Here is a 22709-nt window from a genome sequence, read left to right as displayed (position 1 = left end):
TTTTCCAGGTTTACATTCTGCACAACAGTGATGGCCTGAACAGTCTCTACATTCTTCCACTGTGCCTGCTGGCCGGGCTTCAGCAATACGCTGTTGCCTTTCTGTTCCTGCTCCGTGTTCTGCACCCTGATGGATCCGGTCAGCAAAGTGGTGCGCAGGATCTTTTCATTGTCATAGACATTCACATTGAATTCCGTTCCCAGTACTTCGATGGTGGTAAAAGGATCAACCTTCACATAAAAAGGAATTTCCTTATCCTGCTTTATTTCAAAATACACTTCACCACTTATTTCAACCTGGCGCTCCTTGCCGCCAAAAGCAGCGGGGAATCGGATGGAGCTGGCTGCATTCAGCCATGCTTTTGAACCATCGGGCAGGGATAGTTTGTACACTCTTCCCTTGGGGGTGGACAGGGTATTGTAAAGAACTTTACCGGAAAGATCATTACTGTTGTATAACAGAAGGCCTCCCTGTTTTGTAATTTGTGTGTTGCCCTCTTTTGCTACAGTCCCATCTTTCGCATCATCCAGTACTATCTCCTGACCATCAGCCAGTTTGAGAATGGCGCCTGCGAAGGCCGGCTGGCGGTCCCGCTGCGATGCAGGCACAGCGGCTGTTCCGGCACCAGGGTCATCGTTACTGTTGATACTCCACCAAACCAAGGCACCACTGACTACCAGGATGGAAGCCGCTATTGTTGTGATCCTGCGCGGGTTCAGCCAGGCGATACCAGCAGGCTTTTTCTTTTTCTCCCCGTCAAGAGGGATCGCTTTTTTTATTTTTCCGTATATGATGTCTTTGCTTGTCTCATATTCACTGAGCGTTGCAGACAGACTTTTCTCATCAGTAAGGTGCTCAAAAAAAAGCCGGTTCTCTTCAGATTCCTGAAGCCAGTTATCCAACTCCTGTTTTTCCTGATCATTCAGGTCATCATTCAGATGCTTTTGAACAAGGTCAGCAATAGCTTTTGATTTCTCATTCATAAACAATGGTTGATAAGGCTATTATATAACCCGTGAGGGATCCCGTTTGTCCCGAATCAATTAAAAAAATAAATGAGGCTTGCCGGAAAGCCCAGTTTCATGTTCCGGCTGAGGAAAACCATCTTCACTGTTTTCAGCGCGATGGACTTTGCATTGCGCACGGTTTTTTCGCTGATCTGCAGCATATCTGCTATCTCCTGGTTATTGTACCCCTGGAAATACGAGAGTTGCAGGATATTCCGGTAATAGTCAGGCAGTTTCTCCACTTCCTCCCGGATGCGGGTGATCAGCTCTGCCTCAATTTCTGAAAAGAGAATGGATACCTGTTCCGATTGTGTGAAATCGCTCAGTTGTTTGTCTATTACAGATCTTGCTTTATGGTTTCGCAGGAAATTGAAACATTTGTTCCTGGCATTCAGGAAGAGAAAAGCGCGGAGATTTTTATAAGTATCGAGCGTTCCTTTCTTTTCCCACAGAAGGATAAAGAGTTGCGCAGTCATATCCCTCGCATCCTCGATGGTGGGCAGGAGATATTTGCAGAATGAAAATATATGATTGTAGAAATGATTGTAGATGGCTGTAAAGGCCAGCTCATCCCCGTTTTTAAACTTCAGTATGGTGTCATAGTCAAGTTCAGTTGTTGACATAGGACCGGCATTTAATCTTCAATCATTTCAAGTATTCCTTCATTTTCGATGATCAGCATACCGTGGCGGTCGTTGGTGATGCCCGGTGTCAGTTTGTACGGATATCGGGGTATACTACCTTCCATTATTGTGGGAAGATAAGAAAACATGAGATTATCGCATTCATCATTCAGCACATCTCCCACTTCTATGATATGCGTGGAGATCACAAACAGGCTGTTCCGGTAGGTGGAGAACTCCTTGGTAACGGACAATGTTGCGTCATAAGCATCTTTCACATTGGTACCCTTGAAGAGCTCGTCGAAGATCACCAGCAGATCATTCCCTGCCGCTACCTGTTCCGCTACCTTCTTCACACGCAGCACTTCAGCGTAAAAATGACTGTAACCCATGTTCAGGTTATCCGGTACGTTAATAGACGTATACAGTCCATCCCTCACTGAAAATACCATCTCCCCGGCAGCAACGGGAAATCCCATATGAGCCAGGTAAACGGCAATGCCCAGTGATTTCATGAAAGTGGACTTACCCGCCATATTGGCCCCGGTAAGAAAAAGGACATTCTGCTCCTCGTGCAGGAATAATGGATTGGTTACTGCCTTTTCAAGGGCAGGATGGCTCAATGCCGTGGTATTGAAAACATACTGATCGCGGGGAAGCGCTTTTGCATAGGTGAAGTTCCGGACACGGGCCACATCGCTGACCGCTATGCAGACATCCAGCTGATAAATGAAATCCAGGATACTTTCAACTTCATGGCGAAGCATATGACGGACCAGATGATCATAGCGGGCCAGCCTGAGCACAGAAATATGGTTCACTTCCTCCAGCCAGTTCATTTTATTACCGCTGAACAAAGCTTTTACCGTATTGAATTGTGCTGAGACCGGAAAATCATTGTCCAGTTTCTTCAGGAAATCCCGAACTGTTCTGAAGAGCTCAACCGCCGCCCGGAAGCCGCGCTGCAAATGGTCAAACTGCTCATCTTTAATGGTCAGTTGCAGGAATTTCTTCTGCATGACGCTGCTGGCCGTCAGCAGGAATGAGCTTGCTGTTGCCGCACCCAGGTAGTTCTCGGCCTCCTGAAAGATCTCCTTATCGAAAGGGAATGCCAGGTTCCGCTGGTGGAAATACCTGAACATGTCAGTGCGACTATTAATAGCCGCAGGATCGGTCAACGGCTGATCAAACATACGTTCCAGCAATTTTTCTCCCCCGGCAGTTTGTGTGCCGTTAAAAATGCTGAACATGGACTGTGGCTTGAACTTCCCTGTAATATTCAGGTCATCCAGTGTTTGCTTATCAGTTTGGAAGCTCATACGCTGTTGTTTTTCTCGGTTTCCTTTTTCCATTTTTCAGGATGTCCAGTATTTTTTCGTTCTGTATGATCACCATCCCATGCCTGTCCCCTGTAATTCCCTGTTCAAGTGTATAGGTGTAAACAGGCTGATTGCCATTCATTCTTGTAGGCAGGTACACGAAATTTATATTGGCATATTTTTCTCTCAGAATATCCCCGGCTTCGATGATATGGGTGGAGATCACGAAAATGCTTTTCCTCTTTTTTGCGAAGGCCGATACTATGGCGATAGTGGCTTCATAAGCGTCTTTCACATTGGTGCCACGGAACAGTTCATCAAAAACAATATAAAGGTCCTTTCCGGCCTTCAGTTCCAGGGCCATCTGTTTTACACGTAATACTTCCGCATAAAAATGGCTTGCACCCATACCCAGGTTATCAGGCAGGTTGATAGTAGTGTAAACGCCATCCATCACTGCAAATTCCATCTTTGTGGCTGCAACAGGAAAGCCCAGATGCGCCAGGTACGTGGCAATGCTCAGTGATTTCATGAAGGTGGATTTTCCAGCCATGTTCGCTCCGGTCAGAAAAATGATATTGCTGCCGGTAGTAATATTGATGGTATTCGGAATTGCATTCCTGACCTGTGGATGGAATACGCCTTCCAGTTGAAGTAACCTATGATCTTCACCAGGCAGAGCTTTCGGGAAAATGAACTTCCGTTCGTTCGCAACTTTTGCGATGGACAGGTATGCATCGAGATTGAAAATAAGCCGGAGTAGTTTTTCTATCTGTGCCCGGTATTTAAAACGCAGGATCAGGTCGGATTCAGCAATCTGTTCATGGGTTGGCTTTCCCTTGTTCTCATAGATCACATTGAAGGCCGGATTGTTGAGAATATCAGACATCTGCTCGTTCTCTTCCCGGTAAAGTTCATTGCCACTCAGTTCTTTACTGAGTTCTCTTGCCTGCCTGATCAGTTCTGTGAGGGATTCAACTCCTTTATAGATCAATTGGGTGTTCACATCCATGGCTATCATATTGCTGAGCTTGCGCGCCATTGAGTTGTCCTGCACATTGAGTTTTGAGCGTTCGTCAGTATTGGCGAGATACGGTTCAGCAGCATCAAAGTCGCTGCTTTTGAAAGGGAAAGCCGTGCCGGATGCTGCAAACCACCGGATAATACTGCTGCGTTTGTTGATGGCCTCATGATCTGAAAGCGGGTATCGGAACAGTTCTTCCAATACAGCGGCACCGCCTCTCGTATTGCAGCGGTTGAAGATATTGTAGATGGAATCCCTGCCATGTTTACCGAAGATGTTCAGGTCCTCAAGGGTTTGTTTGTCTGTTGTAAATGACATCGGAGAGCATTGAGTATGCCAGCGAATATCAGATATATTTTCGGAGATGTAGGGAAGGAAATATTTTTTGAGCTTCGGGACATTTTTACAACTAGCTTGCAAACAGGCCACCAGTCTACCTTTCAACATTTAACTGCTTGCCAAAAAAATCGGATGCATTTACTCGGGGAGCACTCGCTCGCCTCCGGCAAGTGAGGAATATTTGTCCGTCTCTGGCGAATGCGTTGTCGCCGGGAGGCGACGGAATATAAGTAACTCGCGGGGACGCGGGTTACTGGGCACTGCGTAAAAAAAAGTGGAGCTGCCTAAACAAGGTCAGCTCCATCAACAACTTTATCGTTAACTATTTTACCATCACAGTAACGCGCCTGTTGAGGCTTCTGTTACCTGCGGATGTATTCTCCACTACAGGATTTGATGGTCCTGCAGAGCTTAGGTCCATCCTGCTCATGGCAATACCTTTGGATTGCAGGTACTTAGCAACAGATTTTGCACGTTCCAGACCAATTCGTGCGTTTTCTTTTTCTGTTCCGATATCGCAGGTATGACCGATCACATCCACACGGAGGTCAGGATAACGGTTAAGTATAGTCGCAATGCTGTCTAAATGCGGTTTAAAAGATTCACTCAGAGTGGTGTTACCAATTTTGCTGAATACGACAGGTTTTTCCACTACGGTAATTTCTTCGGTGGTGATAGTGGGAGCCGGTGTTGGTTCCGGATCCTGTTTTGGTTGTTTTACCTCTTCCTTTGGTTGTGGCGGAGGCGGAACCGCTACCTGAACTGGCTCTTGCTTAACAGGAGCTTCGGCAACAGGTGGAGGTGGTGAAGGCGGCGTTGACTTCTGTTTCTTTTTCTCCAACCCAAGTCGCACCTGGATGCCATAACCCATTGCATGGATCTTATCGATCCCATTCAGTAAACTACCGGCTTTTGCTTCGTTGATATTGGCAGGATTATAAGCAACAAGAGAAGCGTTATCTCCTGATCCTTTGTTCATATTGGTTACACCATAATCAAAATAAACGCCTGTGTAGAGGCGGACCCCTTCACCCAGGCGGAAGCTGATGCCAGTGGCCGCGCTTGCCATAACAGCAGGTTTCAGTTCCTGTTTTGTTTCAGACGTCCAGTTGTTCACTGTACCGAATCCATGTTGTGGCATATCCTTCACTTCGATATTATAATCAGGATAGTAACCGGAGAGGGTCAGCTGAGAAGCTTTCGCTTTAACAGTGGCTTCAACCGGCAGTATCAGCTTTGCTCCTGCATTTACGTACCAGCGTGTATTTCCCAGTGTATGATATTGCAGCATCAGAGGTACAGCGCCGGCCAGAAAGCTTTGCTTTTCTTCAAAGCCGGTGGCTTTGATATTGTACTGGAATGCAGAACCGGTATTGTCCACCTGGTACGATGAGAAGGTGCCGTCCTGCAAAGTTACTTTGGTATTAAAGTAACTGGCAGATACACCCGTCAGTAATCCCCATTTTCTCCCGAGGTGGAATGTGTAATTCACGCCCAGCGAGCCTCCTGGTTGTAGTTTCCGGTCGCCGTTACTGATATCATACCTGAGGCCTTGCAGGCCGGCATTCAGTTCTATCCCGAATTCCTGGGCTAATGTGCTGCCTGATAAAGAAAGTGCAGTTAAACAGGCTATTGCTATTTTCTGAATCATTGTTTTCTTTTTAGTTCATTAACATTAGTTCACCAGCACGTTCACAGTTGATTTCTGTCCATTGCTGAGCGTGAGCGTGATCACATACAATCCGCCAGCAGCCGGCATTACCACGGTGTTGACCGGACGTACAGTAGTGATACGCTGTACTACTGTACCACTGATATTGGAGATCTGTAACGTAGCTCCCTGCAATGCAGGTTCTGTGTAACTGCAGGTGATGCTCACTGTGGAACCTGCTCTGGCAGGATTCGGCGCAACTTTTACACCAGCGGCTACAGTTCCGCTACCGGTAAAGGTTACAGGGCATGTCTGAACCATATTTCCGTTCTTGTCCGTTACCATTGCATAGTAAGTACCGTTCAATGCAGTTGCTTCATTGTAATAAGGTGTATTGAAACCGGAAACAAGGTTTCCATTCTTGTACCATTGCCATTGAACATACTTACCACCAGAATTATCGAAGAACATAGCATCTGCAAAATGCTGACGGAGTGCGCTCGACAACTGATAGCTGAATGTTTTTACAACCGCGGTGGCTGGTTCATGATTGGCATCACCGGCCTGGATAGCTGTGATGGTGGTAGCTCCTTCACCAACCGGCGTAAGTGTTTGTCCGGTTACAGTAGCAATGGATGAACTGGCTGCCAGGTAAGAAACATCCAGACCACTGCTGGAAGTGGCGGTCAGTGTGATGGGGCTTACGCCATTACAACCTGTTACCAGGTCCTGTACCCAGGTGATAGTTTGTGTTGCTTTTGAAATGGTAAGGTTTGCACTGGTATAAAGTATGGAATAATTGGTTCCGGCACTCAGCGTATTCTGAATGATGGCGTAATCACCGGCGTCTTCTCCGGGGTTTCTGCTGAGTGCGCCTGTGAATACAGCTGCATCACCGGTAGCAAAACCAGCATAGCTGTAAGTCAGTACAGGATCGGATTCGCCGTAGACTTTTGTTTTTGCTACAGCAGTTACAGTAAGTTCTGCTGGCGTGATCTTTCCGGTAGTGGCGGTAAGATCTGTTGTATTGGCAATATTATAATTACCTGCGCTGGTGCCGGTCAGGCTGATCACGTTAAGCGGAAGGGTGATCTGTTTATTATCACCAACATTTTTGTTGTCATAGCTAAATGCTGAAGAAGAAATATTCAAACTCAGATCATCACCGCTTACAATATCACCTGTGGCAATGGCAAGGTTAGTAACTGCTAGTGTACCATCGGTTGTAGCATCATATACTTTGGAGAGCGTTGCAGCTGTCAACTGAACGGTTACAGGTTTTGTGGCAATGCGCAGCTCAAAGGTTTCGTCGGTAGCTGGAAAATATTCGGGAGTACCTGCCTGGCTGGCTGTGATGGTAACATCACCTGCTCTTTTCACTTTGATCTTCCATTTATTACCGTCAGTTGCATCCTGGAATGCTTCAGCAATATTGTTATCGGATGATGCATAACTGATAGTTAAGCCTGAGGTAGTGGTGGCGCCTGGCTCAAAATCTGCATTACCATATACTTTGTTCAGATCGGATACCGTGATGGTCTGCAACTGGCGCTGCAATTCATAAGCGCCCCTGTCTACAATACCACCATTGGCCAGGTTAACGATCCGGGTATTGCCAGCTACATCTGTTACCTGAAAAGCTGCCGGTAAAGCAAGGATCGCTGCATTGTCACCAGTATTCACAGCAGGACTGTTGGTTTGCAATGCATAGTTGCCGACAATGAAAGGAGCTGTTGAATGAGAAGGCATATCAACAAACAGAGGATCGACTGTGCTGTTTCCTGTTCCGGAAATATTATCCTGTAAAACAGAATATGTAACATTGACGAGCGTTCCTCCGATTCCTGAACTATTACCGTAAATGATAGAATTGAAAATCTCCATCGCTGCCATACTGTTAAAGATGGCACCGCCATTGGTGGCCGTATTGCCGCTCACGGTGGTATTGACCAGTGCCAGATAGCTCCCGGTAGAGTTATAAATTCCACCGCCGCCGCTTGCCATATTTCCTGCGATAAGGGAATTGGAAATGGTAACATGCCCGATATTATGTGACACTCCACCACCTGCTACTGCAGTATTACCCTGGATGATCATATTGTTCAATTCAGGCGAGGCTTCTTTAAAGTTCATTCCACCACCAACATTAGCATCTACCGTTATGCCGTCAATGGTTCTTGTACCGGCACTTGATTCTGCTTTACCTCCCCTGATGGTCAGTCCATCAAATACAGGAGTATAGTTGCCTGCTACTATTACTACATTGTATGCATTATTGCCAACAATGGCGCCATTCGGATCATCATTTCCATCGAGGTCGCCGCTGAGGATGGTTCTATTGGCCATGATGGTCAGGTTGCGCTGGTTCAGCGTGGTTTCAGTACCGGCAAATCCTCCGTATAATTTCAGATTGCCTGTAACTACAAAACTATTCCGTCTTCCATTGGATTGTCCGAGATCTCCGTCATGAGCACTGTACAAAGGAAGATAAGTACCGCCTGCCATCCAAACCTGGGTGATAGCTGTATTGCTGCGTGCGGCCAGTAAAACATCCGCCAGTTCCCCGGCTGCATTCGCCCAGCTGCTGCCATTACCGGTAGCACCTTTCTTCACGTAAACTATACCAGCTGTGGGCACAATGTCAGTGGCCTGCATGGTAACTGTATGTTGGGCTGTATAAGCACAACCGCCATTAGAAACATTCACGGATACTACATCATTGTTGTTGGGCGCGTATACAAACACATTGGAAGGGGAGGATTGCTTTACAATACTATTCACGCTGAAATCATAATAGCTGAAACCGGTAGTGGCTGTGAGCGTAGCTTTCTGCCCTTGTTTCAATACACCGGTGGTGGAGTTGGTCAGCTCAGCTACGGGTTGTCCGGCAAAGCCGATCATGAGCGCTCCGAGATCTTCGGTAACCGGAGAGGGTGTACCTCCTGTTGCGAAAAATGTAAAATAACGGTTGGGTTCCATTTTTACACTTTTATCAGTTCCAACGGGAAAATATCCGGGATTGCTGGCAGATTGTATTATTCCTGCATAAAAACTGGTATTGGCAGGAATGGTAAAGGGTGTTGCCAGTGGAATGGAGACCTCTGTATTAAAATTGGCTGCGGTTATCGGGAAATCCGCTGAAGTAGCCAGGATCACTCCGTTTTGATCGAGCAGAACTCCTTTAATATTATTTCCTATGCTCGGTGCATTGTCGCTCAGTCTGATCCGGATGGCGTTGATCATTACCGATGTAGCCGGGGATTTGTGCAAAACTGCTATAATACCTGAGCCTGTATTAAACCCTATTGCCTCATTAGGTGTAACCCTGCCAGCATACCTGAACTCATCACAAACAATTTCCTGGGTGATCTGCATCGAGTTATTGGAACTCCTCTCATCCGCGCCTACCGCCGCTTTTATCTGAATGGTACCGGCTGCTGTTGAAGCAGGTATCGTCATCTCTACCGTTGTACTGTCGCCGGGGGCAAGGCTTGCGACTACAGTTGAATAGGGTAATCCTGCTGCCGTCCAGGATACTGTAAAATTATTTTGGGCATTATATCCCCTGTTCCTGATCATGGCAGTTACCTTGTTGGCTTCTCCCAGGCCAGGACTGAAGATCCCGTTTGCTTTCAATTGCGTTACCGCAAGATCATTGCCAAAAGGGTTATCAAAACCGAATATCAACTGTGGCCTGAATGCGGTAGTCCCCAGGATTTCGGGGGCGGCAGTAGCGCTGTTAGCGCTCGCGCAACCGGGAACCAATGCGGACCCTTCGGCAGCAAAAGTAACCGGGGAACTGCAGAATTGAGACCCCAGGTAATCCCAGGCTACATATAATCCCCCTCCTGTATAAGTAAAAGGTGCGTCCAGCGTAACGATAATTTCTGCGGGACCATTAGTGACCGGCAGCGTAAAAGTACCGTTATACACCTGTGTCATGCCTGTCAGGACATTTGTCCAGTTGGTGCCCTTCTGAAACGTCTGATCGGAAGTATTCTGAATATAAAATTTGATCTGTCCTCCTGCCGGAGCATTTGCTCCAATAGTGGCAACAAATCCCAACTGCTTAATCACATCACCTGTGTACAGTTCATTAAGCTCACCAACAGGATATAAAGCGTACGCCCTTAGATAAGTAAAGGTTGAAAGTCCGTTCGGCACTCTCACCTGGGTGCTGGTGGGCGCATTGGCCGGAACCTTGGGTTGAAGAAAAACCTGGGAAAACAGTTGTTGGCTACATGCAATTAAAAGCAGTAGCAATACGGCGAGGGTCTTGCGCATGGTATATCGTAGAAATTGGTTTACGTATTTGCATCAATACTCACCCTGCTGCTTACGCGAAGCAGCTCGGATAAATACGTGCACGAAAGTAACGTAAAAGACCCCTTAATTAAGATGCAATACAGCGGACAAATAGAGGACAAATCCGGACAAATAAACATATTTACAATTAATAAAGTGTAGACAACTCTTTATCATATATTTTTAGTTATAAATATTATAATATGAAATAAAGAGGGAAAAACAAATTTGTCCTGTTTAATAAAAAGGACAGCATCGCACTTATCAGCAATGCTGCCCAAACATCAATTCCGGCGCCTGAGAATGGCTTTTACACAACTTAGCGTAACAGCCACACAGGCTTCAATATTATTGTTCTGAAGGTATCAGTACGATCTTGAAGGTGATCGGATTATTGGGCTTTACACCCTGTGAACCATTGGCTCCCTGTACAGATACCGTCAACAAACCTGGCTTATAGTAATAGGTGTAGCTGTAACCACCATACACCTGCGGCAACACTTCATAAGTATTGCTGTCGAACATGGCAGCCACCACTACCCCATCATTCTCAAATACCACATTATCTATTTCAGGCATATTGATATTGGTGATGTAAGTACCATCAGATGAGTTGAAACTCCATCCGGATACCGGTACCGTATAAACGATGGTTCGATTGGGAATCACTTCTTCAATGGTATTATACTCCTTTGTACAGCTGGATGCAAAGAACAGGGTAAAGAGCAGCGCAAGAATGGATAATTGTTTCATACGGTGAGTTTAGGTTGATAAAACAAACGCTATGCAAGAAAACCTGCATAGCGTTTTATTAACTAAATATTGGAAATTTCAGCGGGTAGGAAACCTATTTGAAGATCTCTTTTAACTTTTCATTCAGTACTTCCCCGCGCAAATCCTGTGCAATGATATTACCTGAAGGATCTATCAGGAAATTGGCGGGCACAGCTTTTACACCGTATGCCACTGCAACCTGGTTATTCCATCCTTTGAGATCAGATACCTGTGTCCAGGTAAGTCCATCTTTCTCAATCGCCTTGATCCATGGATCACGTGTTTTATCCAGTGAGATCCCCAGCACATTGAATCCTTTAGGTCCGAAAATATCCACCTGCTTGCGAAGGTTTGGATTCTCTGCCCTGCAGGGCCCGCACCAGGATGCCCAGAACTCGAGCAGCACATATTTACCTTTGTAATTCTCCAAAGTGATCGTTTTTCCATCAACGGCAGTCTGTGCAAACGGAAGCGCCTTGTTACCCGTCTTGAGTTTTTTGAGCAGTTCCATGCGGCGCGTCAGTTCCTGACCCTGCAAAGATGACTTCACCGTAGCATCCAGCCCCTCATACATCGGCAGGCACTCGGTAAGTGTTTTGTTGTTGACATACATGAGCAGTTCACGTGCGCTGATGGGACTTCCCGGATGGGCCTTGATATAATTTTTGCGGATCTCGTATTCATAGGTGTAATACTTATTCCCGTCCGCTTCCAGCATTTTAGCTTTAACAGTGTCACCTGCTTTTTTTACATTCCATGCTTCGGTGAAAAGTCCATTCACCCACTTGCGGTTTGCCATGATCTCCTGGTTGAGGAGCGCATAATCATTCACCACATCAGAACCGCATACCTTTATGTTGTCTGTTGAACCGTTTATTGACACTGCTCCTTTATCTACAAACAGATCGAGCCGCACACGATAGTCGCGGGAGAAGAGCATGCCCTGAACGGGTTCTTCCACTTTTCCTTTGAATGTAAATTTCCCATCGGTCACTTTAGCACTGTCGATCTTTGTATCATCAAAGGTCCCGTAAGTAAGAAATACGATACTGTCTTTGTATCCTGAGAGATTGCCATTTACCGTGAAAGATTCAGGCCTGCCGCCCTGCTTCCAGGCCACTGTACTTACCGAGGCTGCTATCAACAGGCCCAGTGCAGTACTTTTTCTGATTGTCATTGGTATGATATTTAAGACTGAATGAATATTACCGGTCGTTGCGGATCACGGCATCGATGGTTTGTCCGGGAATGCCTGTTTGTTTTTTGATGACGTCTCCGAATTTGCCGGTGCTTACATCCAGGTGGTAGAGTGTACCCTCTGTACCTGCCAGCATGGTATTGCCGCCGTCAATCAGCTTGATCATGGTTACATCCTTTCCGCCGAAGTCAGTAGTAAGCTGACGGAAATCTTCATTGGTTGGATTGTAACGGTAGATCTTGCTTCCGGAAGTGAAGTAGAATATTTCACCGGGTGTATTCACCCATTTGGTAGTAGGTGTGATCAGCCCGGGCTGTGCAAAGTTGCGGATATATTCAGGCTTGATAAGTATGATACCCATGAACTCCACACCGAATTTGATTTCCTTCAATGTACCAGCAGCGTCTTTACCAACAGCAAAGCAGTTTCCATCATTCACCTGTACAAAGAAGAGCAGATCCAGCCCTACACTGCGTGGATCAAAGGCACTGCCCACCACCTGGTAACCGGTACCTATATATGCCGGGGATCCGAAATTGGTGAAGGCCACCACCTGTTTTCTCACTTTTTCGTAACCTAGAAAATAAGGCATGATGGAATTGAAAGCCGCCTGATCGAACAGTTGGTAATCGCCTTCGGCTGGCAGCCCGAACATATTGTACAGCGGGTTTTTGTTCCAGGTCTGCGTGGTGCCGACATACAGTTTTCCATTTATCACGCCATTCATCGATTCCATTTGTGTTGAAATGAAATTACCGGGCGCCAGGGTAGCCGGTGGTATGAAGAAATTGCCGGTCAGGTTCTTGATCTTCTTCATGGTATTTGAATTGATCTGCACGCCTTTCTCCCCTTCATCCGTAAATACCCAGTAGCTGGTGGTATGATAGGGATCGATGCTTGCGTGGCGAAGACCGATCAACTGCTTTGGTTTGCCACCCAGCTTTTCGCCCATATTGGTAGACGCGTATATATCAGGCTGCACCGTGCCATCTGGTTTGATGAAAGAGAGGATGGTTTCTCCGTTGTCGAGACTGAGCACGGTGGTGCCTTGTGAAAAACCGGTCTTACCACTTACAACGAAATCATGGAAATATTTCATTCCATTACTGTTGTCTGTAATGGTCAGTTTGGCCCTGTACCTGTTGGCGCCCAGGCCAAACACCGTTCTTACTTCGGGGCCTTTGAAATTGAGGTCATCTGTCAGATCAGGAACAGATATCTTCCAGTCGAAGCTCAGTTTTGAAGCATCAGTATATTTTATGACGGGTTTGATAATGAGACTATCGCCCACAAATACTGAATACACGGTATCCAGGTTGGTCACCAATGGTTCTTCGGGCGGGTTGTATTCGTAGTTTCCCTTGTCTTTGTAACAGGCTGCCAGCAAAGCGAGCAAACCAACTACTATAATAAATTGCTTACGCATCGGAATATTTTTAGGTGGTGGTTTTAGTTGATGTCGAGATCATTTTCATCCACGAAGTAGAATCTTCCTGAAGAAACGACTTTTCGTACCAGGATCTTTTTAGCCGGGTTACTGATGGCATAAAAATCATATTCGCCATCTGGTCGTTGTGTGAGTACATATCCTTTATCAGGATTGTTGGCTACCCAGGCAAACGGATCGGCGATCATCACATTCAATCTTCCAGTGAGGAAGAGGTTGCGGGGTGCATCCAATCCCTCCTTTGTCATGGATGTAACACCGGTAGCGATCATGAACAATTCATGCTTGGTGCGTGAGTAAGCACCCAGCGGCCAGGTGGTCCACCAGTCGGGTTGTTCAAGTTTGGCGCTGAGGATAACCTTTGTTCTGATCAGTTTGTTGACGCTGGTATCCAGTCCTGCACCGGGTTTCAGCTTCACGGTCAGTTTCACGGATTGCGTCTGCAAAGAAGGATCTGTATTGAACAGGATCACGGGCAGTTTGAATACGCCGGAGTCAGCAGGCAGTTCATACCATTCTTTGAATGCTTCATAGTGAACACCGGGGCGGGCTGTAGTGGCGGTGTCAACCACTATCACACCGAACTTGCGGATGCTGTCGGCACGCAAGCCAGCCAGTTTTACAGGAAGGTAAACGGTATCGCGGCCCAGATCGGGTTTGTAAGCAAAAGTGTACACAACACTATCCTCGGGCTTAATATCAAAATACACGTTCTGAAGGGGGGCCTGGAACATAAAATCCGGCGTCTTCTTACAGGCAGTAACTGCCAGCACTATCATTATGGTGAAAAAAATTCCTTGTTTCATTGTCACATCGTTTTAGCGTTGACCATATTCTATTTCATCATTGGGCAAAGGCAGTACGAAGATCTTTTCCGTTGCCGGTGCTGTAGCGCCTGTTTCCAGCAGAATACCACGGTTGAGGCGTTTGTACAGGTAGAATAACTGACCTTCTGCATAGGTCTCTTTCCGGAATTCTTTTACCAGTTCATCCATGAAAACAGTTTTGGAGCTGGTATTCACTTCCACGTTGATGCCTCTTGCAGCGCGCACCATGTTGAGATATTCCAGCGCCTTTGCAGGATCCGTATCCCAGCTGGCTTCGGCCGCGATGTAATACAGTTCACTCAATCTGATAGCAGGATGTACCAGCGGATGTCTGTTAACTTCTTTCTCACGTTTGTATTTCAGTAATTCGTAACGCACCATGGAATTGTCACTGATGAGATTGAACCATTGTTTATACCGGCGGTCTTCGCCACCAACACCGCCTTTCTCATAGAGTTTATCACCTGCATCCGCTTTGATATAAAATCCAGCAAATCCGGATTCGAACCTCCTGGTCGTTTGGTCTGTGTTCCAGTTATCATACCAGCAGAAAACCAGTTCAGGATACATGATCCTGTCTTTAAGTTTCACATCGGCATTGATGAAGTCCTGTTCTTTCGTCCAGGGGAATTTCTTTGCATCGATCACTTCTTTGGCATTTGCCAGGGCTTCTGCTTTTTTATCAAGATACAGATACACCCTGGCCAGCGTACCGCACACGGCATAATAGTTCAGCCTGTGGCGCCTGTTCTGCTGAAACAATATGGGAGCCACTGTTTCCTTGGAAGCAGTATCACTGGGATAACCTACAATATAGGCGCTGGCAATAATGGGATCTGCTGTTTTCATCAACTCTTTTGCTTTGGTAAGATCTGCTACCATTTTATTCAAAGCCTCCGTTACATTGGAAAGTTGAGTGGTCTTATTGGAAAAGGTAGTCACATAAGGAATGCCTTTGCCCGTTGGAGCAGTTGCAAAAGATGGCGCATACAGTCTGAGGAGATCGAAGTGAATGAAAGCACGCAGTGCGAGCGCTTCGCCATGAATGAGCTGACGGTTCACGTCGGTCATGGGCACTTTGTTATCGATATTCTCCAGTATCAGGTTGCAGTTGGCGATGGTGGTGTACAATCTGCGCCATATCTTATCAGACCGGTCTATAAAGTTGGGGTCCGTATAATTGAAGAGGGATGTCTGTTTATAGCCGTCCCTGTCGTTTGGTTCAAAATGATAGTTCTGAGCCAACACTTCAGGCAGACCTGAAGCCAGTTCCAGACCATACAAGGTTTCGTGGGAGCAGGCGGTGTATACGCCGTTCAGTGCTTCCATGAATCCGGATTCCGACAGGAACAGTTCCTCTTTGGTCACCTGGTCTTCCGGTTTTACATCAAGCCATTTATTACAGGAAGCCAGGAGCAGCACTGCTATGATGATGGTGAAATATTTTTTCATACCGTAGTATTTAGAAGCTTGTTTGAATGGAGAATGTAAATGAACGTGCGAATGGATATTCCAGTCCTCTTTCAATAGCCATGGATGACCACCTGTACACATCGTTCATAGTGAAGGATGCGCGCAGGTTGCGCATTGACAGTTTCTGGCAGAATGATTTGTTGAAATCGTACGACATATAAATGGAGTTCAGCTCCAGAACATTGTCGCGCTGCACAAACCGGTCAGAAACCATTGTAGTGCCTATGTCTGCGATATTCTTATACTTTGCAATATCTCCGGGATTCTTCCATCTTTCCCCCAGTACCCGGCTGTCTACATTATAGCGTGGATCGGCATTTTCCACACGGTCAACCAATGTCTGATTATAATCTTTACCGCCGAACCTGGTGTAGAACTGAACCTGAAGCATGAAGTTCTTCCAGGCAACGGAAGTGCCGAAGAAACCATCTGCCGTGGGTGTATTATCTGCAACGGGCATGATATCCTTTACACTCCAGTCGTAAGTATAAGTACCATCTTTTTTAAGGAAGATCTCACGGCCGTTCTCCGGATCGATACCCATGGAACGGACAGCGTAGATAGTGTTGAGAGACTGACCTTCGTTATAACGTACCAGTGGTGTTCCTCCATAATTGTTTTCCTGCGCTTCGTCCACTTTGTCGTTATATGCCTTCAGTGCATTTGAAATAAGCACGATCTTATTGGTATTGCGTGCCATGTTCAGATTCACATTCACCATCAGGTCTTTTGTTTTTACCACCTGTGCTTTCAGGTTGAGCTCAAATCCTTCGTTGAGCATATCGCCGAGATTGGCTTTGTAAAAACCAAAACCTGTGGATGGCGCCAGCGTGATATCAGAGAGCATTCCCTGCGTGAGCTTGTGGTAGTAACGTGGCGAGATCATGATCCTGTCTTTGAATAAACCGAGGTCAACCCCTGCATCGAAATTTCTCGTCTGCTGCCATTTCAGATCAGGGTTACCATAGTTGGCAACAAGGGATCCCATACCGGTAGAGTACCAGTCGGATCCATAAACGAATAAGGTTTTAGCCATATTCGGTTCAAAGTTCACTGTTCCGGTTTTTCCTGTGCTGGCGCGAAGTTTCAGCATGCTGATCACGCGGCTTCTGAAGTTGGCTTCTTTATGCACATTCCATCCAAGGCCGAATGACCAGAAAGAAGCGAGCTTGTTCTCGGTACCGAATTTGGAAGATCCATCGGTGCGCAGTGTCGCGTCCATCAGGTATTTATTCTTATAGGTATAGTTACCACTGATGAATGCGCCACCAAGTCGCTCCCTGACATTGTAACCGCTGGGAGAAGCGTTTTCTGCATATCCAAGGGCAAAGCCAATATTGGTGAATCTGTCGTTAGGAAAACCGATCGCTGTAAACGAATTGAAATTCTGGTGGGCCGTTCTGATATTGGCGCCCGCAGTGGCATTGAAGAAATGATTGCCCACCTGCTTATTGTAACCGAGGGTAAGATTGGCGTCTACAGCTGTTTCATCCAGGTTGCTGTACGTATAGCTTCCTCTCTCGTTCAGTTTATCCGGCGCAGTAAAATAGAAAAAATTATCGCCGGGAGAAACGAACTGGTCATTTACATGCTTCCGCTTGGTGAGACTGAACAGACCGCGGAGCCTCAACCCATCAGTGATGGTCCACTCACCTGAAAAGGCATCGATGATCTCTGTGTATTTATTCTTGCTGAATGAGTGCTGTGTGCTGTTATACATCGGGTTGAGCACAAAATTGGTCACAAATTGCTCAGGGCCGTTGCGACGGGTATCTATCAGCCAGTTATCGGGCGACTGGAGGATATTTCCTGCGGAATCCGTTTTGGCATAATAAGGGTTCATGCGTACATAGTCGCTGAAATTCCCCCAGGGTGATTGTGCTGAATTCACCTCCGTAACAGAGAGTGTATTCTTGAACAGGAAATTGGTGCTGGGATTATAAGCCAGGTCTACACCTACGCTGTAGCGGTCGCGCGTGGATCCTTTCATTACACCGGGCTGCGTCTGATAGCGCATATCCAGCCCATAACGGATGCCATTGCCACCGCCTTCGAGATAGATGGAATGCTTCTGTCCGAGAGAAACATTCAGTGGTTGCGAGAGCCAGTAGGTATTGATCCCGCTTACTACATTCTTTTTTTTACGGTAGTAGAGCGCTTCCTGCATTTCAGTGCTCCGGTCGCCTACAGAATTATAGAGACCGGCCAGCTTTTCGTATTCCAGTTTTTGTTCGGCGTTCAGGAGGTGATAGTCTGTAAGGTCCGGGGCATTCACTGTAAAATCACCATTGTAAAACACCTGCAGCTTGCCGGCCTTTGGTTGCTTGGTGGTGATCACCACTACCCCATTGGCAGCGCGCGAGCCGTAAACAGCTGTTGCCGCTGCATCTTTCAGGAGGGTGATACTTTGAATGCGGGAGTTATCGAGGTCATATATTTTTTCCACTGTCACTTCATATCCATCGAGGATGAAGGTGGGCATGTTCACATTGCTCTGAAGATTGGCCCGGCTGAGGATATCTCCTGTATTGGTTGGCAATGCAGTGCTGCCGCGCAGATTGATATTGGGCAGGCGGTTGGGGTTGGATCCCGCCAGGTTATTCTCCATTACACGGAAAGACGGATCGAAGGCCTGGATGCTCTGCAGCACGTTCACAGGGTTCACTTTTCTCAGCTCTTCGCCTGTAATTGTTACGGCGTTGCCGGTGAAGCTTTCTTTGTTGATCATCTGATAACCGGTAACTACCACGTTAGCCAGCGGATCTTTGGGCGCTCCCTGTTTCAGCCTTACCTGGATGATGTCCCTATTCCTTATGATAAAGGTTTGTGGCTCATAACCCACATAGCTGATGATGAGACTGGCTCCTTTTTTACCTTCGATGGAGAATGCTCCCTTGCTGTTGGAAGCCACGCCAATATTAGTTCCGCGGATCATCACGCTGGCTCCTTCGATAGGGCGTGAGGTGCTGTCATCCAGCACAACACCGGATATCCTGAACAAAGATGGAATGGTGTCAGCAATGGGAATGTTCAGCGGCGTATAGTTGCGCCGCTCGCTGATTACGATGGTCCGGTTCACGATTTTGAAAGTGAGTGGCTGGTCTTTGAAACAAAGTTCCAGCACATCTTTCATTTCAGCATCATTTACTGATAAGGTCACCGGCATAGCATTATCAAGCAGGCGGGAATTGTAGAAAAACAGGTAACCCGTTTGCTTTTTAATGTCGGTAAATACTTTTTTCAGTGATGCATTCTCCCGGTTAATGCTCACTTTCTGAGCAATTCCGGAAGCTGATACCTGCAAACAGCCTGCAAGCAGGAGCATAGCTGTTAATCTCATAACCAGGAAAGTTTTGGGCTTTGCAAGCTGCTTTTGGCGCACAGCTTTGCAAAGAATGATAAAAATCATACTTTTAAACAGTTGGGTTAAACAATATGGGTTCTATAGCTGAATACTGGTTTTACCCATCATATGGCCGTCAACGTTGCTGCGTTGGCGGTTTTTTTATGGGAAAACTTTTTTGTACTGAAAATCAGTACGGCATTTGCATCGGTAGTTGCGCTTTCATGGAGGATAGCGGTTAGCCTGGTTTTGTTACTGGTCAGGATAAGGTTTGTGGAAGTTCATCAGGGCATCACAGTCACTTTGCGACCTTCTACCTTGAAATGAACGGCACTTAATTCCAATATTTTAAATACTTCAGCAAGTGTGCTGTTTCTGGATATTTCTCCTTCAAATTTTTCGTTGGAAAGGGCGCCTTCGTACACAACATCCACATCGTACCAGCGGGCCAGCTGGCGCATCACTGATTTGATATCGGCATTGTTGAAATTGAAGAGACCGTTCTTCCATGCGATCGCATCATCGGTATCCACTTCTCTGACCATGATATTCCGGCCACGTTGCTGATCACGGTAGAAGGAAGATTGCATGCTTTGCGTAAGGATCACAGGACGCATGCTGCTATCAGTGGTTGATACTTTCACCTTGCCTTCCACCAGGGTGGTTCTTACAGATGGTTCATTATTGTAGGCATTCACATTGAATTCAGTGCCCAGCACTTCTACCATTCCCAGCTCATTGTTCTGTTCATCGGTAGTAACAACCCTGAAAGGAAGTTGTGATTTTTTGGATACATCAAAATACGCTTCACCGCTGAGCTGTACTTTCCTTTCGTTGCCTGAGAAAGCAATCGGGAAACGCAGTACAGAAGCGGCATTCAGCCAGGCACGCGTTCCGTCAGGAAGAATCACCTGGTATTGCCCACCGTTAGGTGTACGGATGGTATTGTATAATCCGGATGCCGCGGCGTCCGATCTGGTGGCATCTTTATATGCAAGCTCTCCGTTGTTGAGCTTGATGATCTTTGTTGTTCCCTGCTGGGCAAGGGTCTTATTACCGGCAGTATCGAGAATGATAGTGGTTCCATCAGCCAGCGTGAGCGTAGCTTTATTACCGCCGGGAAGGATGGGCGTTGTGCTGGCTTCTGCCGTTACGATTGGTTCTGTAATATTAGTGGAAGTTTTATTCAGTGTCAACCAGGTGCCTGCCCCAAGCAGTATCAGCAAGGATGCGGCGATCTGTAAGTTTCGCCTGCGATAAAATGGAATTATTCTGGGAGCGGGCTGGATGGCGTTCTGCAGCTTACTGAGCATGCGGGCTTTGATCTCTTCGGGCTCACCCTGGTGGCTGATGGGCCATTCTACCGGATGCTGGTTGGTGTTGTTATACCATTGCATCAGTTCTGCTTCTTCAGCAGCAGAGCTCATATTGCCCAGGTACTTATCTATAAGTAATTGAAGCCTTTCAGGGGTCATGCGTTAGTTTTTGGTGGAGCCGGTAGAAGGCTCTATCAATATGTACCCATGAAAAAGCGATTACCCTGAGTGCGAATTATATTTTTTTTAAGAAAATTCCCATGAAGGCGAGTACGAATGAAAAAAAGCGGTGGTTACCCAGGAGATGGCGAAGTGTTTTGAGTGCTTTAGTAAGATGAGACTCAACGGTTTTGGGAGAGAGGTTGAGGGTTTTGGCGATCTCTTTGTTGCTCATCTGGTGATCACGACTGTACACAAAAACGAGGCGGCATTGCTCGGGCAGGCCGGCAACAAGGCCATCTACATATTCTTTGAAGAATTTTGCCTGGATGATGTCTTCATCAAGCGATGCTTCAGTGTTTTCAGCTGGTTGTTGCTGGAGGAGGTCTTTGCGACGGCTCTCGCGGGAGAGGGATTTGAATACAGAGAATTTAACGGCGGTGGCGAGCCAGGCGGCGGGCCGGTCTATTTCCATATCGTGGCGGCGTTTCCAGAGACTGAGCAGGACGTCCTGTACAATTTCTTCGGCCAGTTCTTTGTTGCGGGCATGAGCGTAGCCAATGGCAAGCAACTTGTCCCAGTAACGATGGTAGATCTCTTCAAAAGCCTCTTCATCATTATTGCGCAACAAGGCTACCAAACGTTCGTCGGGGAAATCCGTATACCTGTTCTTTCTCATGAGGGTTGCCACGGCCTCAAGTTAGGTAAAAAAATGATGTACGGGTATTACTAAAGAGAATGGAGTTTTCTGCCCATCTGAATTATTTGAGCTTCTTAACTGCTTGTCTGGCTATCAGTTTCCATCCTTCCTGATATTTACTCCAGACGAGTAATACGTACAGATGCGCTTCTCCTGGCTTGCCTTCATCATTTGTTTTGGCTTCCAGCTCATGGCGGACGATGGCAATATTTCCGGCTTCAATGATGGTTTGAGCGGTGAGGACCATGGTGAGGAAGCTGTAGGTGCCATCGCCTAGTTTGGAGATGAAATCTGATTTTCCTTCAACATGGCCATCGGAGTGGCCATAGCTGAGTTCGTCGGCTAAGAGGTGCTGAAGCTGAGTTGCATTTCTCCCGAGGATGGCTGCTCTGAATTGTTCGATCGTTGCACTTATATTTTGCATATTTAATTCTCCTTTTGAAAGAGCAAACTTACAAATTATCGTTTGGGACTGCCAATTGCCATAATCCATCTTCAACTAAATTCGATTACAACTATTGATAATTTTGTTGTCATGTTACAGACGTGACGAATGGGGTATTTATTATTCTTTTATTGTTGCTATTGGCTCACCTTTCATGCCAGCCTCTACCAAGGCTGCTATAAACCGGGCAAAGGGGTCTATGTTTTGCCTCACACTGCCCTCCTCAAGTGCCTGCATATAAGCATCACGTTGTTCTACTGGTATGACCGTCCAGGGATAACCACCAGAAATTAACATCAGATTCAATAAGAACCTTGCCATTCGTCCATTGCCATCCATATAAGAGTGGATATAAACAAATACAAAATGCCCCAGCACAGCCGTGTGGACTTTTACCAGGTTTTCTTGCAAGGGTATAATTATTACTGATAATCAATAAATTACATTTAAAAAAGTAAAAACTCCGGCCGTACAAAAGTCACGACCGGAGCCTGGAGCAAAATCCATAAAAATAGGATTACACGCTGTGGAAAGCACCTGCAATCCCGCCATATTTATTTTCCTGATGCACCATTTACAAACCGGATGATGAAACCTCCTTTGGGCGCCATAGCATAAGACCAGGCAGCCGCTGCATCGATGGGATAGGTATTGCTTGTAAAATCCATCAGTGGATCTTTTCCCTCCGTTATGATTCTAAAATGAGTATAGCTCCCGCTATATTTTTTCAGGTCCAGTTCAAGGGGCATTGGCTTATTG

At 46.5% G+C, this 22709-nt stretch carries 17 protein-coding genes; all 17 read right to left on the bottom strand.

Features of this window, described 5'->3' with window-relative positions; genetic code table 11:
* A partial coding sequence (locus ACTHMC_RS05875; protein ID WP_440411677.1) for a FecR family protein occupies positions 1 to 983 on the bottom strand: 983 nt, incomplete at its 3' end.
* A 56-nt stretch (positions 984 to 1039) separates the two neighbouring features.
* Positions 1040 to 1630, bottom strand: coding sequence for an RNA polymerase sigma factor (locus tag ACTHMC_RS05870; RefSeq protein ID WP_440411675.1), 591 nt, complete (start codon positions 1628 to 1630; stop codon positions 1040 to 1042).
* Positions 1631 to 1641: 11 nt separating this feature from the next.
* A complete protein-coding gene (locus ACTHMC_RS05865; RefSeq protein ID WP_440411673.1) occupies positions 1642 to 2949 on the bottom strand; it encodes a MutS-related protein in 1308 nt (435 codons plus the stop codon).
* A complete protein-coding gene (locus ACTHMC_RS05860) occupies positions 2933 to 4291 on the bottom strand; it encodes a MutS-related protein (RefSeq protein ID WP_440411670.1) in 1359 nt (452 codons plus the stop codon). The genes ACTHMC_RS05865 and ACTHMC_RS05860 overlap by 17 nt, the downstream gene beginning before the upstream one ends.
* Positions 4292 to 4634: 343 nt before the next feature.
* Entirely contained in the window at positions 4635 to 5963 is a 1329-nt protein-coding gene (locus ACTHMC_RS05855; RefSeq protein WP_440411669.1) for an OmpA family protein, read from the bottom strand.
* Positions 5964 to 5987: 24 nt separating this feature from the next.
* Positions 5988 to 10247, bottom strand: coding sequence for an MBG domain-containing protein (locus ACTHMC_RS05850; RefSeq protein WP_440411667.1), 4260 nt, complete (start codon positions 10245 to 10247; stop codon positions 5988 to 5990).
* 369 nt (positions 10248 to 10616) lie between these two features.
* Positions 10617 to 11021, bottom strand: coding sequence for a hypothetical protein (locus tag ACTHMC_RS05845; RefSeq protein ID WP_440411666.1), 405 nt, complete (start codon positions 11019 to 11021; stop codon positions 10617 to 10619).
* Positions 11022 to 11115: 94 nt separating this feature from the next.
* Positions 11116 to 12219 (bottom strand): redoxin domain-containing protein, encoded by a 1104-nt coding sequence (locus ACTHMC_RS05840; RefSeq protein WP_440411665.1) that lies wholly within the window; start codon positions 12217 to 12219, stop codon positions 11116 to 11118.
* A gap of 28 nt (positions 12220 to 12247) precedes the next feature.
* Positions 12248 to 13666: a PKD-like family lipoprotein gene (locus ACTHMC_RS05835; protein ID WP_440411663.1), complete on the bottom strand. Its 1419-nt coding sequence runs from the start codon at positions 13664 to 13666 to the stop codon at positions 12248 to 12250.
* Positions 13667 to 13689: 23 nt separating this feature from the next.
* On the bottom strand, positions 13690 to 14493 hold the full coding sequence (locus tag ACTHMC_RS05830) for a DUF4843 domain-containing protein (RefSeq protein WP_440411661.1): 804 nt from the start codon (positions 14491 to 14493) through the stop codon (positions 13690 to 13692).
* Positions 14494 to 14505: 12 nt separating this feature from the next.
* On the bottom strand, positions 14506 to 15966 hold the full coding sequence (locus ACTHMC_RS05825) for a RagB/SusD family nutrient uptake outer membrane protein (protein WP_440411659.1): 1461 nt from the start codon (positions 15964 to 15966) through the stop codon (positions 14506 to 14508).
* A 10-nt stretch (positions 15967 to 15976) separates the two neighbouring features.
* Positions 15977 to 19327, bottom strand: coding sequence for a SusC/RagA family TonB-linked outer membrane protein (locus ACTHMC_RS05820; protein WP_440411658.1), 3351 nt, complete (start codon positions 19325 to 19327; stop codon positions 15977 to 15979).
* 287 nt (positions 19328 to 19614) lie between these two features.
* A complete protein-coding gene (locus ACTHMC_RS05815; RefSeq protein WP_440411656.1) occupies positions 19615 to 20805 on the bottom strand; it encodes a FecR family protein in 1191 nt (396 codons plus the stop codon).
* Positions 20806 to 20881: 76 nt separating this feature from the next.
* Positions 20882 to 21496 (bottom strand): RNA polymerase sigma-70 factor, encoded by a 615-nt coding sequence (locus ACTHMC_RS05810; protein WP_440411655.1) that lies wholly within the window; start codon positions 21494 to 21496, stop codon positions 20882 to 20884.
* 70 nt (positions 21497 to 21566) lie between these two features.
* Positions 21567 to 21929: a nuclear transport factor 2 family protein gene (locus ACTHMC_RS05805; protein ID WP_440411654.1), complete on the bottom strand. Its 363-nt coding sequence runs from the start codon at positions 21927 to 21929 to the stop codon at positions 21567 to 21569.
* 141 nt (positions 21930 to 22070) lie between these two features.
* On the bottom strand, positions 22071 to 22361 hold the full coding sequence (locus ACTHMC_RS05800) for a Fic family protein (RefSeq protein ID WP_440411652.1): 291 nt from the start codon (positions 22359 to 22361) through the stop codon (positions 22071 to 22073).
* A gap of 143 nt (positions 22362 to 22504) precedes the next feature.
* On the bottom strand, positions 22505 to 22709 hold a 205-nt coding region (locus ACTHMC_RS05795), incomplete at its 5' end, for a hypothetical protein (RefSeq protein WP_440411650.1).

Origin of the sequence: Pseudobacter sp., from assembly GCF_051955275.1 — a bacterium.
Taxonomy (GTDB): Bacteria; Bacteroidota; Bacteroidia; order Chitinophagales; family Chitinophagaceae; genus Pseudobacter.
Note: the sequence above shows the minus strand (reverse complement) of the source record. Positions and strands in the feature narration are given on the sequence as shown.

Excerpts from the sequence above, each read along its gene's own strand:
- ACTHMC_RS05870 (WP_440411675.1), bottom strand. The coding sequence starts at position 1,630 with ATGTCAACAACTGAACTTGACTATGACACCATACTGAAGTTTAAAAAC.
- ACTHMC_RS05865 (WP_440411673.1), bottom strand. The coding sequence starts at position 2,949 with ATGAGCTTCCAAACTGATAAGCAAACACTGGATGACCTGAATATTACA.
- ACTHMC_RS05860 (WP_440411670.1), bottom strand. The coding sequence starts at position 4,291 with ATGTCATTTACAACAGACAAACAAACCCTTGAGGACCTGAACATCTTC.
- ACTHMC_RS05855 (WP_440411669.1), bottom strand. The coding sequence starts at position 5,963 with ATGATTCAGAAAATAGCAATAGCCTGTTTAACTGCACTTTCTTTATCA.
- ACTHMC_RS05850 (WP_440411667.1), bottom strand. The coding sequence starts at position 10,247 with ATGCGCAAGACCCTCGCCGTATTGCTACTGCTTTTAATTGCATGTAGC.
- ACTHMC_RS05845 (WP_440411666.1), bottom strand. The coding sequence starts at position 11,021 with ATGAAACAATTATCCATTCTTGCGCTGCTCTTTACCCTGTTCTTTGCA.
- ACTHMC_RS05840 (WP_440411665.1), bottom strand. The coding sequence starts at position 12,219 with ATGACAATCAGAAAAAGTACTGCACTGGGCCTGTTGATAGCAGCCTCG.
- ACTHMC_RS05835 (WP_440411663.1), bottom strand. The coding sequence starts at position 13,666 with ATGCGTAAGCAATTTATTATAGTAGTTGGTTTGCTCGCTTTGCTGGCA.
- ACTHMC_RS05830 (WP_440411661.1), bottom strand. The coding sequence starts at position 14,493 with ATGAAACAAGGAATTTTTTTCACCATAATGATAGTGCTGGCAGTTACT.
- ACTHMC_RS05825 (WP_440411659.1), bottom strand. The coding sequence starts at position 15,966 with ATGAAAAAATATTTCACCATCATCATAGCAGTGCTGCTCCTGGCTTCC.
- ACTHMC_RS05820 (WP_440411658.1), bottom strand. The coding sequence starts at position 19,327 with ATGAGATTAACAGCTATGCTCCTGCTTGCAGGCTGTTTGCAGGTATCA.
- ACTHMC_RS05815 (WP_440411656.1), bottom strand. The coding sequence starts at position 20,805 with ATGACCCCTGAAAGGCTTCAATTACTTATAGATAAGTACCTGGGCAAT.
- ACTHMC_RS05805 (WP_440411654.1), bottom strand. The coding sequence starts at position 21,929 with ATGCAAAATATAAGTGCAACGATCGAACAATTCAGAGCAGCCATCCTC.